The sequence below is a fragment of the Streptomyces longispororuber genome (assembly GCF_024448165.1).
Taxonomy (GTDB): domain Bacteria; phylum Actinomycetota; class Actinomycetes; order Streptomycetales; family Streptomycetaceae; genus Streptomyces; species Streptomyces longispororuber_A.
The window spans coordinates 1-17,153 of sequence record NZ_JAMOLN010000001.1; the positions used below are offsets into that span (position 1 = coordinate 1).

Sequence of the window (17,153 nt, forward strand, 5' to 3'; positions counted from 1 at the left end):
GATGCCGCTGCGCCTCGCCCGGTACGGCGTCCCGCTCTCGGACACCGCCCCGGCCGGCCTCGCCGGCGGAATCGAACTCCCCGAGCAGTTCCCGCCGACGGACGCCCGCAGCAACCAGGACAGCGCAGCAGCGATGGAAGCGACTCAAGCGGCGCGGCTCGATGTAAGTGCCCTCGCGCACCTGGATTCTCAACATCCGCAACCAGACATGGCCACGGCCCAGGGATCCTCGTTCGCAGAACCAGTTCACACAGTCCATGACCAAAGCGCCGACTCCATAGGCTCCTTCGAGGCCCGCCAGCGTTGCGATTCCGAAGATCCCGTCGGGTCGGTGCAGGTGCCGCCCACACGCCAGCTGCCCGATGGGCACGACCACCGGCCACTTGACGACAACTCCCCATCCCCGCACGTAACGGCCCCGCTCGAAGCCGCCGACCGCGCCCAGAAATCTGCACCACACCCCGCGATCCTGGATCCCCGCGAGCATCGGTCCGCCGACACCCACCGGGCCACACCCGGCAGCCAGCAGGCCGTACCGCACGAGCAGTTGGCCGATGCGCACCCGGATGAGACTGGGGGAAGCCGGCCCGACGCCCCGGGCCCCGCTGACCGGCACACACCGGACAATCCGAATGCGGGGCTGCTGCCCGACCACTCCCCCACCGAGGCGAACCCACGTGGACCCGGCACAGACCGCCCCGCAGCCGCGCAACAGGAGCACGGCCAGCATCGGAAGCCAGCCCCGGTGCCCACCCAACGGCAGCGGGCCACCGTCGACGCCCCCCTGCAACCCACCAGTACTCAGCCCGGCGAGCACGCCGCCGAAACAGACTCCTCACCGGAGCTGCCGGCGATGAAGGCCCCCGACCACTACTACCTCGCCTACACCCACTACCTGGACCGGCACGGCCGAGAACCTAAAGGCGCCACCGCCTACACAGAACTGGCCCAACACCTCGCCAACCAAGGCATATTCGGACCGACAGGACGCCCCGTCAGCGCCAGCACCCTGCGCCGCTACGCCCTCGAACAACGCATCTATCACCGCTGGACCCACGCCTACGACACCCACGGAAAGCCGCCGACCTCAGAACAACTGCTGCAACGCCTCGCCGACGACCGCGTCAAGGCAGGCAACCGCCCCCTCACCGTCCACGACCTTCAACGCGCCGAACACCTCGCCACCGGCTTCCACCGCCGCCACACCACCCTCCACCACCACAACCACCCCCCACAACAACCACCACGCCCCACACACACCCCACCCGAAGACACCGCCACGACACCAGAACCCGCCGGCGAACGACAGCACCACACCACGGACGACCACCCACCCCTCCCTACGGAAAGGTGAATCCACCGGCATGACTGCTCTACGCATCGGCACCGACCTGAAGATGTCCCCCATCACGCTGCCCGACCACCCACAGAAGGCCCACGAGATCATCCAGTCGGTCGCCTACCTCCTCGCAAGCGGGCATTCCAGTTAGGGCGTGTATCGAAAGTGGATCTTGAGCGGTGCATGATCTCGGTTCATTAGTCGGGGAGATCTCACGGACGAGCAGTGGGCGACGCTGGAGCCGTTGCTGCCGAAGGGGACGAGGACGGGGCGGCCGCCGGTCTGGCCTCGGCGGCAGTTGATCGACGGCATACGGTTCCGTGTCCGGACCGGTGTTCCATGGCGGGACGTGCCTGCCGAGTACGGACCGTGGAGTCGGGTCTACGACTTGTTCCGCCGATGGCAGCGAGGCGGAACCTGGCAGCGGATACTTACACGGCTCCAGTCCCAGGCCGACGCGAAGGGTGCGATCGTGTGGGACCTGAGCGTCGACTCCACGGTCTGTCGTGCTCACCAGCATGCTGCCGGGGCGCGCAAGCAGGGTGACCTGCAGAAAGAACCACCGGGCGGAGTGCTCGCCGAGCCTGGTGATCACGGGCTGGGACGCTCGCGCGGCGGGTTCACCACCAAGCTGCACCTGTCCGTCGAGCAAAGCCAGAAACCCCTGTCGATCGTGGTCACCGCAGGACAACGCGGGGACTCACCTCAGTTCGAACCCGTGCTGGAGAAGGTCCGCGTGCCTCGCATCGGGCCGGGCCGGCCGCGCGTCCGCCCTCATCGCGTGCGGGCTGACAAGGCGTACGCGTCTCGCAGGAACCGCGCTTACCTGCGCCGACGCGGGATCCGTTGCACCATCCCGGACAAGGCTGACCAGGCGCGCAACCGCCGAAAGCTCGGCGCCCGTGGCGGCCGACCGCCACGCTTCGACCCGGTCGACTACCGGAAACGACATGCGGTCGAGTGCGGGATCAACCGTCTCAAACGGCACCGTGCGGTCGCCACCCGGTACGACAAGCTTGCGGTCCGCTACGAGGCAACCGTCCATGTCGCCGCCATCAACGAGTGGCTGTGACCTCTGTGCGAGCGTCATCCGTGGGTGGGCAGTGCGGGGCGGGCAGGCTGAGCATCGCGAGGGGCCGAATAGACGGTCGGCGAGGGCTTCGGTGCGGTCGGTGGAGTGAAAGTCGTGAGGCGAACGGTCGACGCTGTCGCGGCGTCTTATACGGTCGGCGGCTCACCCGATGGGACTGCGTGCGAACCGTGCTGCGCGGGCCGTGTCAGGTGGGGGGCACCTGGCCGAGCCGGCTCTGGTAGGCGAGGACGACGAGCTGGGCGCGGTCCCGGGCGCCGAGTTTCGTCATGGCGTGCTGGATGTGGGTGCGGACGGTCAGGACGCTGACGACGAGTTGTTCGGCGATGTCCTGGTTGGACTTGCCGAGGGCCGCGAGGGCGGTGATCTCGCGTTCGCGGGGCGTGAGTATGGCCAGCTGGTCCGGATCCACGTGCGGGGCACTGGGGCGTGGGGTGCTGAGGAAGCGGGCGATGAGGGTGCGGGTGGCGCCCGGGGAGAGGAGGGCGTCGCCGGCGGCGATGGTCCGGATGCCCGCGAGGAGGGTGTCGGTGGTGACGTACTTGCCGAGGAACCCGCTGGCGCCGGCGCGCAGGGCCCGGGCGACGTGTTCGTCGGTCTCGAAGGTGGTCAGGACCAGGACCCGGGTGGCCGCGAGTGCGGGGTCGGCGCAGATCGTCGCGGTGGCGGTGAGGCCGTCGGATCCCGGCATGCGGATGTCCATGACCACCACGTCGGGGTGGTGGGCGCGGGTGAGTTCCACGGCGTCGTCGCCGTTGGCGGCTTCGGCGACGACTTCGAGGTCGGGGCAGGAGTCGATGAGGAGCCGGAAGGTTCCCCGCAGGAGGGCCTGGTCGTCGGCGAGGAGAACGCGGATGGTCAACGGGGGGCCTGTCCGTTCAGGGTGTGGGGTTGCAGGGGCAGGGCGGTGGTGACGAGGAACCCGCCTTCGGGACGGGGTCCGGCGCGCAGGTCCCCGCCGACGGAGTGGGCGCGTTCCCGCATGCCGATCAGTCCGTAGCCGCCCCGCCCGGTGCCGATTGCCGGCGCCGACGGGGCGGTGGTGCCGTCGTCGGTGACGGTGAGGACGATCCGGTTGCCGGTGTAGGCCAGGGTGACGTGGGCCGTGGTGCCGGCCGCGTGCTTGGTGACGTTGGTCAGGGCTTCCTGGATGATCCGGTAGGCCGTCAGGTCCACCCCGGGCGACAAGGGCTCGGGGGTCCCCTGGGTGGTGAGGGTGACGTCCAGCCCGGCGCCGCGGTAGGCGTCGAGCATGGCGGGAAGCTGATCGAGACCGGGAGCGGGCTCCAGAAAGTCCGTATCGCTCTCACCGTCCTGGCGCAGGAGCCCGACCACGGAGGTGAGTTCGTACAGGGCCGAGGACGTGGTGCGCGACAGATCCGACAGGATGCGCTGCGCCTGCTCGGGGTGGGTGGGGGCGAGATGGGCGGCGGTTCCGGCCTGGGCGTTGGCGAGGGCCATGTGGTGGGCGACGACGTCGTGGAGTTCGCGGGCGATGCGCACGCGTTCCTCGGTGACGCGCAGCCGGGCTTCTTCCTCGCGGGTGTGTTCGGCGTGTTCGGCGCGGGCGTGCACGGAGTCGAGGTAGGCGCGGCGCAGGCGGACCCGGCTGCCGATGACGAGCGGGAGCACCAGCCAGAGGAACGGGCCGGTGATCTGCAGGGCGGGTGAGGTGTCCGGCGGGAGGCGGAGCAGGCTGGTGCCGATGACGACGACGATGATGACGCCGCCGTACAGGCGGGCGGTGCGCTGCTCGTTGAGGGCGGCCATCCAGTACAGGGCGACCATGGCAGGGGCCAGGGTGAGCGGGGTCAGGAGGTAGCCGAGGTCGGTGGTGGTGATCGCGCCCGCGGCGGTCAGGACGGCGATGGTGCGCGGGGCGCGCCGGCACGCGAGGATGCCGAGGCAGGCGACGGCGGCGACGAGCTGCGCCGGCCATTCCCGGCTGGGGTAGGGGGTGCCGGGCGTGCTGATCTTGGATCCGTAGACGGCGCAGCCAAACAGCGCGAGCGCGATCAACGCGTCGGCGATGTGGGGGTGCCGCTCGGTGTGTCGTTCCAGCTTCGAGGCCATGGCCACAGGTCTTCTCCAGGGGGTGGTGCCCTTTCCATGCTCCCCGACGCGCGTGCCCGCGACCCCCGGGACCTGCCGGTGACATGTGTCTCGGCGGGTCCCGGGGGCCGGCGGGCCGTCGTCAGCCGCGCGGGGAGCCGATCGTGTGCAGGGGGTGGGCCTCTGCCGGGGTGGGCGCCGGGGCGGAGTGGGACAGGGACTCGCCTTCGATGTCGACGCGGGGAAGGACACGGTCGAGGCGGGCCGGGAGCCACCAGGCCCGGCTCCCCAGGAGGGCGAGGACGGCGGGCACGATCGTCATCCGGACCACGAAGGCGTCCAGCAGGACGGCCGCGGCGAGACCGAAGCCGATCATCTTCATCATCGCGTCGCTGCCGCTGACGAACCCCGCGAAGACCGCGATCATGATCAGAGCGGCGGCGACCACGACCCGCGCGCTCTGCCCGAAGCCCGACAGGACGGCCTGGCGGGCGTCCTCCCCCCGGGCGTGGGATTCACGAATGCGGGAGACGAGGAACACCTCGTAGTCCATGGCCAGACCGAAGGAGATCCCGGCGAGGAAGATCGGCATCATCGACTGGATCGGCCCGGTGGCGTTCACCCCGAGCAGACTGCCGAGCCACCCCCACTGGAACACGGCGACGAGCATGCCCAGCCCGGCCAGCAGCGACAGGACGAAACCGACCGTCGCCTTCAGCGGCACCAGCAGCGACCGGAAGACGACCAGCAGCAACAGGAACGCCAGACCGACCACGGCCAGGACGTAGGGCAGCAGCGCCCCGCTGACCTTCTGCGCGATGTCGATGTTGGCGGCGGTCAGTCCGGTGACGAGGTAGCCGGCGCCGGTCTCCTTCTCGATCGCGTCGCGGTGGTCGCGGATCGTGTTGACCAGGTCGGTGGTCTCCTGGGCGTCCGGCGCGGCGGCCGGGATCGCGCTGACCACCGCGGTGTTCCCCCGCTCGTCGAACTGGGGCGGGGAGACGGACACCACGCCGGGCAGATCACCGATCTTCTCGGCGACGGCAGCAGCCGCCCGCGCCGGGTCCGGCGCGTCGCCGGCGGTGACCACGAGGGTGAGCTGCCCGTTGTAGCCGGGGCCGAACGCGCGGCTGATGTCGTCGTAGGCCCGCCGCTGGGTGTCCGACGTCGGAAGAACGGCGTTGCCCGCTTCGCCGAGCTTGAGGCTCGCGGCGGGCACGGCCAGGACTCCCAGGCCGATGACGGACACCAGCAGCACCGTCAGCGGGCGGCGCATGACGAACGCGGCCCACCGGCTCCCGAGGTTCGGCTTGACCCGCCCCACCGCCACCGGCTTCTTGCGGCGGGTGGCGCGCGGCAGGACCGCGCGCGGCCAGAACCCGAGCAGCGCGGGAGTGACCGTCACCGCGACCAGCACGGCCACCGCAACCGTCGCGGCGGCGGCCAGCCCCATCTTCGTCACCGACGGAATCCCGACCACGGCCAGGCCCCCCAGCGCGATGATCACGGTCAGCCCGGCGAACACCACCGCGGAGCCCGCCGTGCCCACCGCCCGCCCGGCGGCCTCACGCGGATCGTGCCCCGCTTCCCGTTCCTCACGGAAGCGGGAAACGATGAACAGCCCGTAGTCGATCCCGACCGCGAGCCCGAGCATCAGCCCCAGCGACAACGCCGACCCCGACAAACCCAGAGCACTGGAGAGGGCCATGATCGCGGCGAGGCTCAGACCCACCCCGATCGCCGCCGTGAGCAACGGCAGCCCGGCCGCCACCAGCGACCCGAACGTCAGCACCAGCACGAGCGCGGCGATCGCCACACTCACGATCACCCCGGCCCCCTCCGACGGAGCGGTGTGCAGCGCGTTGCCACCGATCTCGACCGTGAGCCCCGCCGCGTGCCCCCGGTCGACAGCGTCCTGCAACGCGTCCTTCGTGGCCGTGGTGAGATCGTCCGAGACAGCCGTGTAGTTCACGGTCGCCAGCGCCGTGGAACCGTCCTCGCTCACCGTGTGATCGGCGAACGGATCACTCGCACCGGCCACCTGCGAGGAATTCGCCGCCTCACCGACCGCCTCGCCGATCGCCTTCTCGTACGCCGAAGCCGTGACCTTGCGCCCGTCCGGCGCCACGAACACCAACTGCGCGCTCGCACCGTCCGCGTTCGCGTGGAAATCCCGATCCAGCAGATCGTTCGCCTGCTGAAGCTCCGTCCCAGGAATGGTGTCGTCGTCCGGCGGGGCCGCGGGAGCCTGAGCAGCAGCCGCCGCCACACCCCCCACCACCGCCAGCCACAGCACCACCACGAGCCACCGGCGTCGGAAGGCACCCCGGCCCAGCCGGTACAACAAAGCTGCCATCAGCAGAACACCCCAGATCAGAGCAGAAACGAACCTGCCCAGCCTCACCCCCGAACCCGGCGCGGGTCTTCATGCTCCTGCGGGTACTTCCCCACTACCGCAACCGCACGAGCCCTACTGCCAGAGCAGTAGGTCAACTCTTCACAACCGCGTCAGTCACTGATCTGGATTCACTTTCGATACACGCCCTAGCGGGCTCAGCTGGCTCACCCTCCCCGCCACGGCTGAGCGAGTCCCAAATTGCCCAATTGAACTTCGAGTTGATTAAGGGCCCGCTTGCACATGGCTGGCCTGATCAACTGAAGTCGGCCTCGCTCAGCGGCTGTTGCCGGTCAGTCAGAGCGTGGGGCTTGGCGAGGTCGGCACGAACACTGGAGCCTGATTTCTGACCTCCAGGCGCCAACTAGTAGTCCCGGAACTCATCGATGGATCCCGCGCTGTCGCCACACAGGCCAATGACACCCAGGTCTTCCTCGGCCCGGATTAAGACGCTGTCGTGGAGAACCTTTATGGCTTCGGCGGACGTACCTCAATGGGCCCCGTCGGGCCTCCGGCGGAAACTACCGTTCCTCGCTCGCGCAGCTGATCTTCTGATGTCCAACGGCTGGCCATGGATGCCTGTTCGGCTCAAGTCACCCGCTGGTCGGCGTGGTCGTTTTCGAGCGTACGACGGCGTTCCTGTTCGCGCTTGGAGTAGGCGGTCGCCCGGATTGCCTCATCGCTCTCCAGGCCCGATCCCAGCGCACCGCCCACGGTAGCGACCGAAGCAACGAACCATGCCAGCGTCACGTAGTCCGCCGCGCCCAACGGGGACCGTGTGAGAGACGCGAATACGCGGTCGTTGAGAATGAACAGCGCCCACAGGAAGTTGATGACCATCAAGCCGATGTAGCAGACAAGTACTCCGATGCCGACGGTCACGATCGTCGAGGTGTTGTAGAGCCTCGCCTTCTGTCTCGCCTCCGGCGAAATCTTCGACGGGTGATGCCATAGCTGCGCGTCCACGATCAGCCATCCGATCATGATCGCGAGAGATCCGACCGTGGCAATGACAAGACGGGGCGTACTGAGAGCTTGAGCCAGACTCCAGACGGTCGAGTTCACGGTGGCGATGGCCCCGGTTGCGAGCGCGGCCGCCAGCGCTTTCGACAGGCCCGGTACCAGCCGCCACGGCCGGTTGGCGCGGACCATCCCCAACAGCACCCGTAGATTGCCCCTCAGGCCGCTGACGACGTACCGAAGATCAGCCGCACCTTCGCCGCCGGCCGGGTCCGGGTGGACAGATCTGAAACGTCCGGCCAACGGTGCCGGCAGCTGTTGGCGTCGCAGTCCCCCGCCAGCCTCCTTGATCTGCGAATCCACCAGGCCGAGTACGGCTTCTTCCACGATCCGCCTAGTAGGACTTTGTTAGGTGGTGTCGTAGGGCTGCCAGGGTGCGGGTTGGTGTCAGGTCGGGCAGTGTCCTGACCAGGTGGCCAGCATCTGCTGGAGGAGGTCGAGGGCCTGGTAGAGGGTCAGGCCCCGGCAGGGGCTTTTGGGGCGGTGCGCTGTTCGGTCAGGAACAGGTGGGCCGCGGTCACCAGGGTGACGTGGCGGTGCCAGCCGTCCCAGGACCGGCCCTCGAAGTGGTCGAGACCGAGGGCGGTCTTCAGCTCGCGGTAGTCGTGCTCGATGCGCCAGCGGGTCTTGGCGAGCCGGACCAGGACACGGGGTGGCAGGTCGGCGGGCAGGTTGGAGAGCCAGTACCTGACCGGCTCGTCGGCATCGTGGGGCCACTGGGCGATCAGCCAGCGCAGGCCGATGGTGCCGTCGTCGGCCGGTTCGGGGCGACGACCGGCCGGACGGACCCGCACGAACACGAACCGGGCCCGCATCCGGCCTCTTGAGCCCCGCCGCCAGTCGACGGTGACGGCCTGGCCGCGGCCCGCGGCCCGCACGTGCTCGCGCAGGCTGACCGGACGGGTCCGGTAGCGGGGCAGCGACCGTGGCCCCAGTCCGCTGTAGGGCAGGGTGACGGGTTCGCTGTCCGCCGGGTAGGCGGTCAACTCGCCCTTGACCTGCAGAACATAAGCCAGCTGCCGCTCCTCCAGCCCTCTGCGGAAGAAGGCACTGTTGCCGTATCCGGCATCCGCGGCCACCACCGCGGGCCGCAGGCCGAGCCCGGCCAGCTCATCCAGCATCGCCAACGCCAGCGTCCACTTGGGCCGGTGGTGCACCTCGGGCGGGATCCGGCAGGCCCGGCGCCGCTCGGCAGCCGCCGGCCGGTCCCAGCTCTCGGGCACGAACAGCCGCCAGGCCAGCGGGCAGGACGCGCGGTCGGTGGCCGCGTGCACGCTCACCGCGACCTGGCAGTTGGCGGTCTTACCCAGCGGCGGGCAGTACTGCGCCGCCGCTGCGGGCGAATGGCCGCCATCCTTGGGGAAACCGGTGTCGTCCACCACCCACGCCTCGGGCCGGACCACGGCCACCGCCCGGCGGGCCAGTCGCTGCTGAACCGCGGCGACGGACCAGGTCGACGACGTCACGAACTGCTGCAGCCCCTGGTGATCGACACCGAGCCGACGGGCCATCGGCAGCATCGACTTACGCCGCCCGTCCAGCAGCAGGCCCCGCAGATACAGCCCGCCCTTGGCCCGCTGATCCGACCGCACCAAAGGTGCAAACACCTCCGCCGCAAAGTCCTCCAGCCGGTCACGGCAACCGGCAAGCTCCTCCGGAGTCATACACCCAGCGAACTACCAGATCCTCAACCTGACCAGCCACCTAACAAAGTCCTACTAGCTCGTGTCTGAAGCCGAAAGCCACCCAGCGGAGGCAGGGACAAAAGTGCCAGGCCGCGCTCGTGATGCACATCGACGACCAGCGTGTGTCCATCGGCGTGCAGGGGAAGGTCTGTGAGAGCCACGACCACGTCCCAGCTCTCCGCGCCCGCGCGGTCCCTGATCCGTCGCATCAACGTGAGCGGGTCCTCACTGCCCGAGGTGAAGGGCTCGCTCACCACCTCTACATCGAACCGCCGGCCTCGGCCGGACTTGGCGGCGAGCCGGGCCGGAAGAACGCGAGCCATGCGCTGCGCCACCTCCGTCGGCGCGTCCGGATCCGCCAGAAGAGCAACGACCGCAACTTTTGAAGAAGACACCCGCACGACCCAACCTCCTCACGACTGCCGCTGGAACACATAGGCCGCCAGGATGCCCCAGCGGGTGGTGGCACGGCCAGGCGAGGGTGATCGTCAGAAGGGTGCCCGGTGAACCGGAAGGCGTCCTGACGTGCCGGACCACTGCATGCCGTTGACATCCTCGGCGGCGCAGCGCGCTCGCCGCCGGGCACCACCACCTGTTCAAACCGGCACCTCGACTGGGGCGGGCGTTCACCGGCGCGGCCTTGGGCGAGGGACTTGAGGAGGACCTCCGTCCGGCGGCAGCACTCGGTCGGCCCCGCTGGACGCCCCCGGCAGTCGGCGCGCAGGCCGCCTGCGTCGGCGGGGCGCCGGAGCCGTAAGACGGGGCCTGGTGGCGGCGCCTGTCGCGCGGTTCCCGGGGTGATGAGGTAGTCAGGAACGGTGAGCAAGGACTCGATCGACGCCTTCGTGCGTGTCCGGGGCGCCAGTGAGAACAACCTGCGGAACGTCGATGTCGACGTTCCGCGGGACGCGATGGTCGCCTTCACAGGCGTCTCCGGTTCAGGCAAGTCCTCGCTCGCGTTCGGCACGCTCTATGCGGAGGCCCAGCGGCGTTACTTCGAGTCCGTGGCACCGTACGCCCGACGGCTGCTGCAACAGGTCGGGGCACCGCACATGCAGGAGATCACTGGGCTGCCACCCGCTGTGGCCCTGCAGCAGCGGCGCGGGTCGCCCAGCTCGCGCTCGACGGTCGGCACCATCACCACGCTGTCCAATCTGCTGCGCATGCTGTACTCCCGCGCCGGAACCTATCCGCGCGGGGCCGACCGGCTGGAAGCCGAGTCGTTCTCGCCCAACACCGCGGCCGGCGCCTGCCCGGAATGCCACGGGCTGGGCGTCGTGCACGACGTCGCCGAGGACCTGCTCGTCCCAGACCCGTCGCTGAGCATCCGCGAGGGGGCGATCGCCGCCTGGCCGGGGGCATGGCAGGGCGCCAACCTGCGCAGTGTCGTGAGCGGCCTGGGGATCGACATCGACCGGCCATGGCGCAGGCTCAGGAAGAAGGACCGGGACTGGCTGCTGTACACGGAAGAGCAGCCCTCCGTGTACATCGAGCCGGAGGAGGACCGCGTCGACTACGGGTACCAGGGCAGGTTCTGGAGCGCCCGCAGCCACGTCATGCACGTCCTCGCCGACTCCAAGAGCGAGAAGATGCGCGAACGGGCGCTCCGGTTCGTCAGGAGTGTGCCCTGCCCCGCCTGTCACGGGAGCGGACTGCGGCCCGAGGCGCTCGCCGTGACCTTCGCCGGACGCTCCATCGCCGAGATCAACGGGATGCCGCTCACCGAGGTCGTGGCGCTGCTGCGGCCCGTCACGGGGCGGTCCGAGGCCGACGCCACTACGTCGACCGCCGGATCCGGCGAGACGACCGAGGTCGCGGTCCGGATCTGCGGCGACCTGGTCGCGCGGGTCGACGTCCTGCTCGGCCTGGGCCTGGGGTACCTCAGCCTCGGGCGCCGCTCGACGACCCTGTCTCCCGGCGAGGCGCAACGCCTGCGGATCGCCACCCAGCTGCGCTCGGGGCTGTTCGGCGTCGTCTACGTCCTCGACGAACCCTCCGCGGGCCTGCACCCGGCTGACGCGGAACCGCTGCTGGACGTGCTGGACCGCCTCAAGGCGGCGGGCAACTCGCTGTTCGTCGTGGAGCACGACATGGACGTCGTACGGCGGGCGGACTGGGTGGTCGACATCGGCCCCGGCGCGGGCGAGGGCGGCGGACGCGTGCTGTACAGCGGCCCGGTCGCCGGTCTCGAACGGATCGGGGAGTCGGCCACGAGCCGGTACCTGTTCGGGCGCGCCCGGCCGCGCGGCCACCGCCCGCGCACACCGCACGGCTGGCTGCACCTGCGCGGCGTCTCCCGCCACAATCTGCACGACGTGTCCGTCGACGTACCCCTCTGCGTACTGACGGCGGTGACGGGCGTGTCCGGTTCCGGAAAGTCGACGCTGGTGACGCAGGTGCTCGCCGAGGTCGTCCGTGGCCACCTCGGGCTCGCACCCGAGGAGCCCGACGAGGCGCAACTGGAAGTCGACGTCCAGGACACGTCGGGGGTCGAGTCGTTCGACCGGCTGGTCCGGGTCGACCAACGGCCCATCGGCCGGACCCCCCGGTCCAACCTGGCCACGTACACGGGGATGTTCGACGCCGTGCGCAAGCTGTACGCGGCGACGGACGAGGCCCGGGCACGTGACTACTCGGCCGGGCGGTTCTCCTTCAACATGCCCGACGGGCGGTGCGAGACCTGCCAGGGCGAAGGATTCGTCGCGGTAGAACTGCTGTTTTTGCCCGGCACCTACGCCCCCTGCCCGACCTGCCAGGGCGCCCGGTACAACGCCGAGACGCTGGAAGTCACCTACCGCGGCAAGAACATCTCAGAGGTGCTGGCCATGCCCGTCGACGCCGCCGCCACGTTCCTGTCCGGCGTTCCAGCCGCCTCCCGCAGTCTGGAGACGTTGCGCGACGTGGGCCTGGGGTACCTGCGTCTGGGCCAGCCCGCCACGGAACTCAGCGGCGGTGAGGCGCAACGCATCAAACTGGCCACCGAACTGCAGCGGGCACGCCGCGGGCACACGCTCTACCTTCTCGACGAGCCCACAGCGGGACTGCACCCCTCGGACATCGCTCTGCTGCTGCGCCAGCTGCACCGGCTCGTCGACGCCGGCAACACGGTCGTCCTCGTCGAACACGACTTGGACACGATCGCCACCGCCGACTGGGTCATCGACCTCGGCCCGGGCGGCGGCGACGCGGGTGGGCGGCTGGTCGCGGCGGGACCGCCGGCCAAGGTGGCAAGGTCCCGCCGCAGCGCCACCGCGCCCTACCTCGCCGCCCGCCTCGCCCGCTCCTGACAACGATGCAAAGGGCAGATGCAGCTCTCGCTGCCGGGCTACCCACCCGAGACCGGATGACTGCCTGGGCGAACTGCTCGACGATGGCGGCGAAGAAGGCCGGCAGGTCAGTGGGTGATCAGCTGCAAGTGACCCGGCCGTCGGTGACGACCTCCTCGTCGAAGTATGGGTTCTCACCACGACGTCGCTGCCCGCGTCTTCACCGACCGGCCGATGATCGAGGCCCTGACGACCGTCTCCCTGACAGTGGTTGCCGCCGAGGAGAAGGACCGCACCGTCGGCGTGTTGGATTTGTTCATGTCCCAGGAGAGGCAAGGTCGAGTTCCTGCCGGATGCGGTTGGCGACGGCTCTGGCGCCATCAGGTCGGATGGCTTCTCCAGCGTGTCACCACGCACTTCAGTGACTGGACGAAGACGTTCACGCAACAGCGCCTTCGCCCAGACCGGCACCAAGTCCTTCCGCCTCGCCCGCACCAAGGCCCAGAACGAACAAACCCGGAGACACTGCGTCGTTGCGACGCACTCGGCCTGCTGACCGATGCGCGCGTCGACCCGGTGACCGGCTACCGCCTCTACGCACCGGAACAACTGGACCAGGCTCGACTGGTCGCCTGGCTCCGCCGCCAAGTAATGCCCCTGACTCGCATTCAACACGTCCGCACGCTGAGTGCAGGCGCGGCAGCCCTGAAGGTCCGCGCGATCTGGGCCCAGGTCGAGGCCGCCACGCCGCACAGCGGGATGTGGCCACCTTCCTCATCGGCCATCTGTCCCGGAAGCAGCCCGCCATGTCTCGACTGCCAAGTCCCTGGTAATCCCTGACGCCGCCAGTGCCCACGTATGGAGCCACGTCACCAACCCCGGTTCTCGTGTGCTGATTCGTCACCTTCCGCGGCCAAAGCCGCCCGCGCCCGCTGCTGTTCGCGAGCGGAGCCGATGTCCCGTTCCAGGGGTGTACGGCTCACCGCGGTCGCGAGGTCTTCCAAGGCCTGCTGCTGCAATTCCGCACCGCGCCGCAGCACGGGGTCCACCACAGCGTCTGGCGGCCACTCCTGGAGCGCCTCCTCCACGCGTCCCCAGTCCGGATTTCTGTGCCCGCGCATGTCGACCGCTGCCTGCGCAGTGTCCGCTTCCAGGGCCTCGGCGAGCCGCTCCGCCTGTGGTATAAACGTGCTGTCGGCCCGCGGGACGCGGCTCTTCATGAGCATCGTCGCCCTGTCGAACCTCTTGAGCGCCTCCTGCGCCTCCTCCGCCTCGCGTGATGTCAGGCCCCTAGGAGGGATCGGTTCCTGTCGTGCCCGGTCGTATGCTTCCTTCCAGGCGGCACCTGTTTCCCTGCTCGCCAGTTGGGCCCGGCGCACGTCGGCGCGATGCTCCCTGGTCGGTTCGGCGTAGCTGCGGAGCACCGCGGCTGCGTAGCGGCCGTTCGCGGCCAGCCAATCCGCCAGACGCCCCGGCAGCCGGGGCGTCTCCCACGCGGGAAACACCACGTACGCCAGCATTGCCAGGGCCCCGCCCAGCAGAGTGAGCACCACTCGCTCCGGGACCGTCTGCTCCCATGCCTGGCCGCCCATGGCGAGCAGGAAGACGACGTATGCGGCGGTGAAGCACTGGGAGTAGGCGTAGCCGGTACGGATCAGCGTGTAGGCGAGACCTGCCGAAACCACAGCCAGTACGCCGAACAGCCGGGCGTCCGGGCCCAGGGCCCGCACCATCCCGGTGGCGAGCGCGACCCCCACCAGGGTCCCGGCGAGACGGGCGACCGCGCGCGCGTACGTCCGATGGAAGTCCGGCCGCATCACCATCACCGCGGCGACGGGCGCCCAGTAGCCGTGGCCCAGCGGCAGCCGGGTGGCGATGAGATAGCCGAGCACGGTTACCGTCGCCAGGCGGACGGCGTGCCGGAACACGGGCGAGTCCGGGCGCAGCTCCCGGCGGACCGAGCGCACGACAACCGGGACCAGCCGCAGCATCGTGGGGCGCACGAGGAACTGGGTGCCCGCAGGGCCGTCCGGGGTGGGCGTCCTCCCCCGCGTCCTACTACGCATGCTGACCCGCGTGCTGCCGCTCCCGGCGATCTCGAGCGCCTCGCCGAGCGATTGCACGAGGCGCTCGGCGGCCTGCCGCGCGGAGCCCTCCAGCACCTCGTGCTCGTCATCGATGCGCAAGACCTCGGCGCTCTCGGGCGGCACCTCTGCCGGAGTGCCCCGGCGGATCGAACGGGCGGCCGCGTCCAGCACGTCGGCGGCTGCGCCGAGCAACTCCCGTGCGCGGTCCCGCCCGGCTCCCTCCGCCGGGGCGCCGACGTCCGGGTCGGCGAGCGCGGCGACGGCCGGCAGAATGCGCTCGGCAAGGCCCCGGGGGCCGTGGAGAACGGTGGGACGGGTGCGCGCCTGTGACGGCGTCACGGCCGCCGCGTCCCGGGCCGTCATCAAGGGCTCGGGGTCGAACGCGGCGGTCGGGTCGTGACGCAACCGACGGGCGTAGTCCGCGACGGCGGCCAGGGCATCGGCGAGCGCGTCCCGGTGCGCCCCCCACCGGCGGATCGGGAACAGCAGGATCAGCACGGCCTGCGCCACGCCCCCGAGCGCGATGACACCGGCGTGCTCCAGAGCTCGCCCGGCGCTCGTGGGCAGGGTGATGGTCACCAGCATGCTGCCGACCGTCGTCGCCGCGACGATCCCCGCGGTCGACCCGAGGGACCAGGTCATCCCCGCGGCGAAGGCCCATACGGCCAGCAGCGGGAGGAACGTCACGAGGGTCCCCGCTGCCAGATAGCCCACGAAGGTGCTGAGCGCCAGGCCGGCGCCCGCGCCGAGCGCGATCACTTTGCGTGGACGCCAGGTGCGCTGGAAAGTGGATGCGCCCGCGGAATAGGCGCCGAGAGCGGCGGACGCGGCGTATGCAGGGGAGGCCAGCCACAGAGCCGGAGCGATGATGATCGCCAACCCGGCCGCCGTGCGCAAGGCGAGCAGAGGCTCCAGTCGCGCCTCCTCGATCGTGAGCCCGGATCGCACGATTTCCCGGAGGGCCCGCAGCCACGTCACGGATCGAGGCTAGCCCGGCCCTCCACCGGGCCGCGCCAGCCACGCCGCGCCCTCGGATCCCTCACCGCTTGCGCCCGTGGCCGGACCCGTCACGAACCGCCGGCGCATCGGCGACTCAGGCCACCGGCTGGTCACCGTAGTCGCCTTGGAGCATGTGGCGACGTTCCTTTTCGCGCTCGGAGTAGGTAGCTGCGCGGATCGCCTCGTCGCTCTCCAACCCTGATCCCAGGGCACCGCCCACCGTGGCGACAGACGCGACAAACCAGGACAAAGTTAGGTACGCCGAGCCGTCCAGGGGCGTACGTGTCATGGAAGCGAACACTCGGCCGTTGAGGATGAACAGCGCCCACACCAAGTTGATGACCATCAAACCCGCGTAGCAGGCGAGCGCCCCGATGCCCACGGTCAGGACCGTCGAGGTGTTGTAGAGCCGCGCCCTCTGCCGCGATTCCGGCGATGCCTCCGATGATCGATGCCAGAGCTCTCCGTCGACGATCAGCCAGCCAATCATGAGTCCGACGGACCCGGCCGTGGCGATCACGAGGCGTGGTGCGCTCAGGGCCCCGGCGAGGCTCCAGGTGGTGGAGTCCAGGGTGGCGATGGCCCCCGTGGCGAGTGCGGCCGCCAGGGCTTTCGACAGACCCGGCACCAACCGCCAAGGCCGGTTGGCGCGGACCATACCGACGAGCACCCGCAGGTAGCCGCGCGGCCCGCTGACCACGTAACGGAGATCGGCGGTTTCCGTCTCACCGACCGGGCCCGGATGGACAGGCGTGAGGCGACCGGCGAAAGGCCCCAGAAGCGGCTGACTCCGCGGAAGCCCGTCGGTCCCAGTGGCCTGTGGGCCCGCCAGGCCGAGCACGGCTTCCTCCACGGCCCGCCGAGCCCTCGTCTGCAGCCGCAAGCCACCCAGAGAAGGAAGAGACAGCAGCGCCAAGCCGTGTTCGTGACTCAGATCGACCACGATCTTGCGCCCTTGTGAGTGCAGCGGAAGGTCGGTGAGGGCCACGACGATGTCCCAGTTCTCGCTACGTCCGCGGTTCATGATCCGGTGCATCAAGGTGGGCGGGTCCTCGGTCCCTGAGGTGAATGGCTCACTGATCACCTCAACGTCGAACCGTCGGCCCTCGCCCGCCTTTTCGGCGAGCCGGTCAGGAAGTGTCCGAGCCATGCGCAGCGCGATGTCCGTGGGCGCGTCCGGATCCGCCAGGAGAGCCACGACCGTAACGCCCTGCGACGAC

General features: G+C 69.8%; 12 protein-coding genes and 2 pseudogenes. 6 read left to right on the plus strand and 8 right to left on the minus strand.

Annotation, left to right across the window (positions count from 1 at the left end):
- The coding region (locus tag M4J07_RS00005; protein WP_255965561.1) for a hypothetical protein at positions 1 to 562 on the minus strand (562 nt) is incomplete at its 3' end.
- A 183-nt stretch (positions 563 to 745) separates the two neighbouring features.
- On the opposite strand from M4J07_RS00005, the gene M4J07_RS00010 reads away from it, so the two are divergent.
- From M4J07_RS00010 to M4J07_RS00020, 3 genes are read left to right on the plus strand one after another with little or no spacing between them, the layout of a single operon-like run.
- Positions 746 to 1,354: a hypothetical protein gene (locus M4J07_RS00010; protein ID WP_255965564.1), complete on the plus strand. Its 609-nt coding sequence runs from the start codon at positions 746 to 748 to the stop codon at positions 1,352 to 1,354.
- 10 nt (positions 1,355 to 1,364) lie between these two features.
- Positions 1,365 to 1,490, plus strand: coding sequence for a hypothetical protein (locus tag M4J07_RS00015; protein WP_255965566.1), 126 nt, complete (start codon positions 1,365 to 1,367; stop codon positions 1,488 to 1,490).
- Between the two features lie 45 nt (positions 1,491 to 1,535).
- A complete protein-coding gene (locus M4J07_RS00020) occupies positions 1,536 to 2,411 on the plus strand; it encodes an IS5 family transposase (protein ID WP_255965854.1) in 876 nt (291 codons plus the stop codon).
- A gap of 205 nt (positions 2,412 to 2,616) precedes the next feature.
- On the opposite strand, the gene M4J07_RS00025 is transcribed toward M4J07_RS00020, so the two are convergent.
- The 5 genes and pseudogenes from M4J07_RS00025 to M4J07_RS00045 form a co-directional block, all read right to left on the minus strand.
- Positions 2,617 to 3,291 carry a response regulator gene (locus M4J07_RS00025; RefSeq protein WP_255965567.1) on the minus strand — a complete coding sequence of 225 codons (675 nt, stop codon included), beginning with the start codon at positions 3,289 to 3,291 and terminating at the stop codon, positions 2,617 to 2,619.
- On the minus strand, positions 3,288 to 4,502 hold the full coding sequence (locus M4J07_RS00030; RefSeq protein WP_255965569.1) for a sensor histidine kinase: 1,215 nt from the start codon (positions 4,500 to 4,502) through the stop codon (positions 3,288 to 3,290). The genes M4J07_RS00025 and M4J07_RS00030 overlap by 4 nt, the downstream gene beginning before the upstream one ends.
- Positions 4,503 to 4,623: 121 nt before the next feature.
- Entirely contained in the window at positions 4,624 to 6,837 is a 2,214-nt protein-coding gene (locus M4J07_RS00035; protein ID WP_255965572.1) for an MMPL family transporter, read from the minus strand.
- A 627-nt stretch (positions 6,838 to 7,464) separates the two neighbouring features.
- Positions 7,465 to 8,244, minus strand: a pseudogene (locus tag M4J07_RS00040) (hypothetical protein); the annotation flags it as partial.
- Between the two features lie 107 nt (positions 8,245 to 8,351).
- The gene (locus tag M4J07_RS00045) at positions 8,352 to 9,560 is read right to left on the minus strand and encodes an IS701 family transposase (RefSeq protein WP_255965574.1); all 1,209 of its coding nucleotides are present in this window, start codon (positions 9,558 to 9,560) and stop codon (positions 8,352 to 8,354) included.
- Positions 9,561 to 9,679: 119 nt separating this feature from the next.
- Between M4J07_RS00045 and M4J07_RS00050 the strand changes: the two genes are divergently transcribed.
- The 3 genes and pseudogenes from M4J07_RS00050 to M4J07_RS00060 all read left to right on the plus strand — a co-directional run.
- Positions 9,680 to 9,967 carry a hypothetical protein gene (locus M4J07_RS00050; protein ID WP_255965577.1) on the plus strand — a complete coding sequence of 96 codons (288 nt, stop codon included), beginning with the start codon at positions 9,680 to 9,682 and terminating at the stop codon, positions 9,965 to 9,967.
- A 432-nt stretch (positions 9,968 to 10,399) separates the two neighbouring features.
- The gene (gene uvrA, locus M4J07_RS00055; protein WP_255965579.1) at positions 10,400 to 12,868 is read left to right on the plus strand and encodes an excinuclease ABC subunit UvrA; all 2,469 of its coding nucleotides are present in this window, start codon (positions 10,400 to 10,402) and stop codon (positions 12,866 to 12,868) included.
- Positions 12,869 to 13,372: 504 nt separating this feature from the next.
- A pseudogene (locus tag M4J07_RS00060) lies at positions 13,373 to 13,659 on the plus strand (hypothetical protein); the annotation flags it as partial.
- Positions 13,660 to 13,716: 57 nt separating this feature from the next.
- Here M4J07_RS00060 and M4J07_RS00065 read toward each other — a convergent pair.
- The gene (locus M4J07_RS00065; RefSeq protein ID WP_255965581.1) at positions 13,717 to 15,912 is read right to left on the minus strand and encodes an FUSC family protein; all 2,196 of its coding nucleotides are present in this window, start codon (positions 15,910 to 15,912) and stop codon (positions 13,717 to 13,719) included.
- Positions 15,913 to 16,027: 115 nt separating this feature from the next.
- Entirely contained in the window at positions 16,028 to 17,131 is a 1,104-nt protein-coding gene (locus M4J07_RS00070; RefSeq protein WP_255965582.1) for a hypothetical protein, read from the minus strand.
- Positions 17,132 to 17,153: the final 22 nt, after the last annotated feature.

Bases quoted from the DNA above. Each gene is read 5' to 3' on its own strand.
- M4J07_RS00035 (WP_255965572.1), bottom strand. From the start codon at position 6,837: ATGGCAGCTTTGTTGTACCGGCTGGGCCGGGGTGCCTTCCGACGCCGG.
- M4J07_RS00015 (WP_255965566.1), top strand. From the start codon at position 1,365: ATGACTGCTCTACGCATCGGCACCGACCTGAAGATGTCCCCCATCACG.
- M4J07_RS00030 (WP_255965569.1), bottom strand. From the start codon at position 4,502: ATGGCCTCGAAGCTGGAACGACACACCGAGCGGCACCCCCACATCGCC.
- M4J07_RS00045 (WP_255965574.1), bottom strand. From the start codon at position 9,560: ATGACTCCGGAGGAGCTTGCCGGTTGCCGTGACCGGCTGGAGGACTTT.